Source organism: uncultured Veillonella sp. (genome assembly GCF_938010505.1).
In the GTDB taxonomy this organism is placed as follows: domain Bacteria; phylum Bacillota; class Negativicutes; order Veillonellales; family Veillonellaceae; genus Veillonella.
Window position 1 is genome coordinate 1 of the sequence record NZ_CALLVP010000077.1, and the last position, 5943, is coordinate 5943.

The window sequence follows — 5943 nt, forward strand, 5'->3', positions numbered from 1 at the left end:
ACATGAGATTAGAAAATTGATTTAATTTTGTCGCATTACTTATTGCAATTCAAGACATAAAGAAGCTACCCTCAAGGACCTTTAATAGTAGTAACTAGTAAATGGACAATAAGTGTAGCTATTTTAATACAATAAACTTATTAAAGAAATACAGCCCTCTATACTTTATATTTCTACCTTAAGATATACCTCATAATCTATAAAATAATTGGACGCATATCTTCAAGGAGGCCTTCTTCTTCTGTAGCTCGTTGAATACTTTCACCAACAATGCGAACCATATCCTCTAATTGCTCCACAGTGGACGCCAATGGAGGCATGAGAATAACCACGTCACCGATAGGACGACAGATAAGCCCTTGATTGCGGGCAAGGATTGCCACCTTAGCGCCTACCGCATCATTCGGACGATACGCTTCATGAGTAGCCACGTCTTTTTCAAGTTCAATACCTACGATGAGACCCCGTTGACGAACCTCTTTAACATGTTTCAAGGACTTAATAGGTTCTAGAGCCTTTGTGAAAGCTTCCACTTTCGCAGGCAATTGATCAATGACCTTCTCATTGCGGAATACTTTCAAGGAAGCCAAAGCAACGGCACAGGCCAAGGCATTACCCGTGTAGGAGTGACCATGATAGAAGGTTTTCTTTTCTTCAAAGGTGCCAAGGAATGCGTCGAATACGCGTTTTGTAGTTAAAGTCGCCGCCAACGGCATGTAACCGCCAGTAATCCCTTTAGACAAGGTCATGAAGTCCGGAGATACACCTTCATGTTCGCAAGCAAAGAATTTACCAGTACGACCAAAGCCTGTAGCCACTTCATCAACGATAAGGAATACGTCGTGCTCTTCTGTTAACTCACGAACTCGTTTCAAATAACCATGAGGCATTACGAGCATGCCTGCCGCTGCTTGTACGAGTGGTTCCATAACGAGAGCCGTAATTTCATCGCCTTCTTCGTTAAGGATGCGTTCCAATTCAGCCAAAGACTCTTCAAAGGCTTTATCCCGATCTGCTAAATCGGCGTACACCCCTGGACTTGGCAACGTTAATGGTTTAAATAATAGATTATGGAATACTTGGTGGAACAACTGAATACCACCTACGGATACAGTACCTAATGTATCCCCATGATAGCCAGCATTGAGAGCGATAAACTTGGTTTTCTTAGTTTGCCCCACTTGCTGACGGTATTGGTACGCCATTTTAATCGCCACTTCGATAGCCGTGCTGCCATCATCAGATAAGAATACTTTATCTAAGCCTTCAGGAGCAAGCTCTACTAACTCTTTGCACAATTGTGCGGACGGTGGACTTACAAGACCTAATAATGTGCTATGCGCGATTTTATCGATTTGATTTTTCAACGCTTGATTCAATACAGGATGGTTATGACCGTGAATATTAACCCACAAGGAGGATACGCCATCATAATACTTTTTACCCTGCTCATCGATGAGGTATACCCCCTCACCGCGCTCGATTACTACTGGCTCTTGCGCTAGCCAATCTTGCATTTGTGTAAATGGATGCCATACAAACTCGTGGTCCCATTGTGCTGCTTGTGAAAGCTGTTTCTCTGCCATTTCGTCACCTCATACTTACTAAGTTTTACAAACTATAACTCTCTATTAAATTAATTCTATTATTCTATTATTCTATTATTCTATTTTACATTCACCTATCTTATATCATTGTGCATATCGCTCTATTACTATTTATGACTGTCTATCACTAACTATAACCATATCTAATCATAAATGGTGCTATATCCCTATCTATGACGTTATCTAAACAATGCTTAGCTTTATCAAATGCCTAAAACTGTATTCCATAATTCCTTGGAATCAATAAAGGAGCGAGCCCAACCAAGTTGAACCTTATGAATATCCGGTCCTTCATATGGCGGCACAACTGCTACTACAGGAATACCTGTGTAACGCTCCATATCTGCCACATTTGTTTTTAACAAGAACAAATCTACAGCTGTCGTATCATTTACGATAATAGCTTTCACCTCGATACCATGCAATTTAGCATATTCGCAAGTCAAAACAGCACGATTAATAGATCCGAGACGACCATCTGCTACAACAATAGCGGGTAATTTGATATCTTTCATAAAATCCGTGAAAGTTTTATCTCCATAGAGAGGGGTGGTGATACCGCCAGCACCTTCTACAAAGGTTATATCATAGCGATTTACTACATCTAAAGTATGTTCTACAAGACCATCATAATCAATCTCGATACCAGCCAATTCCGCTGCAAGGCGAGGAGAGAAATCACCAGCAATAGCATAAGGATTCACTTCATGACGACGGGATTCAGGAATACCTGCCGAACGCATCAAATGCGTCGCATCTTTACTTTCAAGATTGATATTATAGTTGTCCTCATCCATCGTTACACACTCAGGGAAAGGCACCGCACTAGAAGACACCGGTTTCACCATACCAACAGAAAAACCATCATCTACGGCCATAGCCCCTAATAGCCCAGTCACAAACGTCTTGCCTACATCTGTATCTGTACCAATTATAGAAATACCTAACTGCTTCATACAAGGCTCCTCTCAAGCGAATACTTACTGCCGAATAGGTTAACTAATTTATGTGATTAAGTTTACAATCTAATTACAATATACAGCGAAAAGGAATATATAGTCAACCTATTATTGCGCTTAAGGTTTACCGTAATAGGACTATATGGGGCCCTAACACATTAGTGGGAGCCAGGTTAAAAATCACAGAATCTAGCTCATCGCTCCAAAGCAAGCTAAGTCGCTCCTCACTAGGTTCTGTGATTTTTATAACTATACTTATGTAATAGTCCCATATAGTCCTAACATCAAGCTTACATGCGAGAATAATAGGTTGGCTATATGGAGAAAGAAAAAAAGTAAAATCTATTCATTGTATACACCTTATTCATCACAAAACAAGGTAAAATCACAACTTATAAATAATTATTATAAATTTAGTACTTCATTAAAAATCTATATTTCTAATATAAATACCAAACTTATAATTTATATTCATTTCTTTTAGTCCATTATGCCTTTTAGAAGTACATTGAATATACTGTATATTTCTTACATAAATAGTAGATTAAAAAACCTACTATATGGTACTATTAAAACTATAGAAAAGAAACGCCACATGATACCGCATATGACGTGAACTGTATGTACAGTAAGGAGGTTTTATAATGGGTATCAATCAAAAAACGTTGCCAGGCATTTTGCTCTGTGCCGTTCTCGCTATTCCTTGTTGGCTACTAGGACAGCATTTTCATCTAGTAGGTAGTCCAATCTTTGCTATTATTTTAGGTATAATTATCGGTTCTATCTTCACATCTTGGAAACGGGAGAAAACAGGTGCTGGCATTGGGTTTACATCCAAAAAGATTTTACAATGGGCCGTTATTTTGTTGGGTTTTGGTCTTAATATTACACAGATTTTACATGTAGGTTGGATTTCTTTACCTGTCATCATTTCTACCATCGCTACATCGTTAATCGTGTCCTATGTTATTTTTCGTCTAACTCATATCGACTCTAACACTGCAGTCCTTATCGGCGTTGGTTCATCCATTTGTGGTGGTTCCGCTATTGCTGCGGCCGCTCCAGTTATCAAGGCAGAAGATCAAGACATCGCCCAAGCTATTTCCGTAGTATTCTTCTTCAACGTAGTAGCGGCCTTCGTATTCCCTCAATTTGGCGATGCTATCGGCCTCTCCAACATGGGCTTTGGTTTGTTCGCCGGTACTGCAGTTAACGATACGTCTTCTGTAACAGCAACTGCGGCTGTATGGGATAGTATGAAAGGCACTGGTACACAAGTACTAGAGTATGCAACAATCGTTAAGTTAACACGTACCCTTGCGATCATTCCTATTTGCTTAGGTCTTGCTAGTTATCTAATATACAAAGCAAAGCAAAATGCAGCTCAAACAGATGGAACTAGTGTTAGCGTTGCTAAAATCTTCCCTAAGTTCGTTTTATACTTTGTACTTTGTTCCCTTATCACAACAGCATTATCCTATGCTAATGTAGATATTCAATTCTTAAGTATCTTCAAAACCATTTCCAAGTACTTTATTACTATGGCCATGGTGGCGATTGGTCTAAATACTAATATTGTGAAATTATTAAAATCTGGTGGCTCAGCCCTTGCATTAGGTGCTTGTTGCTGGATCGCAATCTCCGCCGTAAGCCTCTTGGCACAACATATGATAGGTTTATGGTAAAAAATATACATATATTGTATATTGTGCTATAATTATAAATGAAAAGAATAGGAATAACCCCTCCAGTAATGGAGGGGTTTCGTGCTACTATTCACCTTATTAGTACTTTATCATACTATAGTCAGGAGGGTTAATATGTACTTCTTACAAGGACTTCTTGTCGGTCTCGCTACGTTTGCCCCTGTTGGCATGCAAAATCTATTTATTATTAATACGGCTTTAGTGCAACCCGTTCGTCGTATTATATTGACACTAATCATCCTAGCGTTCTTTGACATGAGTTTAAGTGCTGCCGCCTTCTACGGCATAGGTACCATTCTTGAAATGTGGCCTCTTACCAAGCTTATAGTTCTCCTCTTTGGGGGACTCCTCATCGTATACATGGGCGTTAATATATTTAAAACCGAGCCAGACATACGCAATGTAAATACTCATATTCCAATCCGTAAAATCATCATGTCTGCCATTGCCGTATCATGGGGCAATCCTCAAGCCATTCTCGATGCAACCATGATGTTAGGTGCCTTTCAAGCCAATATTCCAAAAGAGGGTATCTACTACTTTTTTGCAGGTTTCTTAGCAATGACACCTATTTGGTTTGGTTCTCTAGCTACTACGATACATCTACTAGCTAAGAAAATAAAAATCACCCATATGGCATGGATTAACCGTTTCTGTGGTTCGGTTCTCGTCATTTATGGTATTAAACTATTTATTGATGGTACTATGATGTTAAGGGACTTTTTATAAGGATATAATCATTTACACCAGTAAAAATTTAAGACTCCTCCAATATCATATAAGGAAATATATAAATGGACGACATACACCAAATGTAAAAGCCGTTAGCAAATTTGCTAACGGCTTTTTATTATTATAATAATTCCTCAAGAACCTGTTGAAACATATCTCTGAAGGCTGCAACATATATATTGCTTTGATTATGTTGAGATATAAAGTAATAATCGTGCTCCATAGATTTACCATGATTCGTCAAGACCTTACGTTCGATACCAGGCATAGGCTCTGTTAAGTATTTAAAATAATCTATAAGCAACAATCCTTGCTGCCCAGCGACTAAGTATCTAGCTTCTTCTAGCGTACGAGCATAGGCAAAGGCACCATTATACCCAATTGCTTTACGATAATGCTCTTCCTCAGCCAAGGTATATTTACCACGACACACTAGAATGAGTAGTAAATCATCAATCGCTTTAATGTCTACACTATCTTCATCGGTATAACCTTGAGGAACCTCGATAATCGTAGTACCCGTATCGATAAAATGACTTTCAAAATAATCAGATAATATTTGCCATTGATCATTAAAAATTACATCTACACGACGGTCTTGAAGCATACCATATAGTTCTTCATGACTACCACTGTACATACGAATATCCAGATTTTTATAACGTTTAGCCATACGAATTACGGTTTGTTGCAGAGCAAGCCCACTATAGCGATTTAAATAGCCAATTCTTAGACTCACACGAGCATCAGTGCCAATACGTATTGTCTCTACTTTAATATCGTGAAAGCGTTCTAATACTTTCTTCCCAGATCGATATAGATATTGTCCTGCTGGTGTTAAGTGAAAGCTTCGTTTCTCACGAACCAATAATTCAACACCAAGACTATTTTCAAGAGCTTTGATTTGCTGAGAAATAGCAGATTGAGATACATATTGCT

At 38.6% G+C, this 5943-nt stretch carries 5 protein-coding genes; 2 read left to right on the forward strand and 3 right to left on the reverse strand.

All coding sequences use genetic code 11. The features are described from left to right. Positions 1-197: 197 nt before the first annotated feature. The gene (gene bioA, locus Q0507_RS04295) at positions 198-1586 is read right to left on the reverse strand and encodes an adenosylmethionine--8-amino-7-oxononanoate transaminase (RefSeq protein ID WP_298712920.1); all 1389 of its coding nucleotides are present in this window, start codon (positions 1584-1586) and stop codon (positions 198-200) included. Positions 1587-1810: 224 nt separating this feature from the next. Then, positions 1811-2563: a dethiobiotin synthase gene (gene bioD, locus Q0507_RS04300; RefSeq protein ID WP_298712923.1), complete on the reverse strand. Its 753-nt coding sequence runs from the start codon at positions 2561-2563 to the stop codon at positions 1811-1813. 647 nt (positions 2564-3210) lie between these two features. Here bioD and Q0507_RS04305 point away from each other — a divergent pair. Together Q0507_RS04305 and Q0507_RS04310 are read left to right on the forward strand one after the other, a co-directional pair. Beyond that, positions 3211-4251 carry a YeiH family protein gene (locus Q0507_RS04305; protein ID WP_298712926.1) on the forward strand — a complete coding sequence of 347 codons (1041 nt, stop codon included), beginning with the start codon at positions 3211-3213 and terminating at the stop codon, positions 4249-4251. A gap of 135 nt (positions 4252-4386) precedes the next feature. Continuing rightward, positions 4387-5001: a LysE/ArgO family amino acid transporter gene (locus Q0507_RS04310; RefSeq protein WP_298712929.1), complete on the forward strand. Its 615-nt coding sequence runs from the start codon at positions 4387-4389 to the stop codon at positions 4999-5001. 124 nt (positions 5002-5125) lie between these two features. On the opposite strand, the gene Q0507_RS04315 is transcribed toward Q0507_RS04310, so the two are convergent. Further along, positions 5126-5943: LysR family transcriptional regulator (locus Q0507_RS04315; protein ID WP_298712932.1), on the reverse strand; the 818-nt coding region annotated here is incomplete at its 5' end.

What these genes read in the sequence shown, in the direction of transcription:
- Q0507_RS04305 (WP_298712926.1), top strand. Translation starts at nt 3,211, where the DNA reads ATGGGTATCAATCAAAAAACGTTGCCAGGCATTTTGCTCTGTGCCGTT.
- bioA (WP_298712920.1), bottom strand. Translation starts at nt 1,586, where the DNA reads ATGGCAGAGAAACAGCTTTCACAAGCAGCACAATGGGACCACGAGTTT.
- Q0507_RS04310 (WP_298712929.1), top strand. Translation starts at nt 4,387, where the DNA reads ATGTACTTCTTACAAGGACTTCTTGTCGGTCTCGCTACGTTTGCCCCT.
- bioD (WP_298712923.1), bottom strand. Translation starts at nt 2,563, where the DNA reads ATGAAGCAGTTAGGTATTTCTATAATTGGTACAGATACAGATGTAGGC.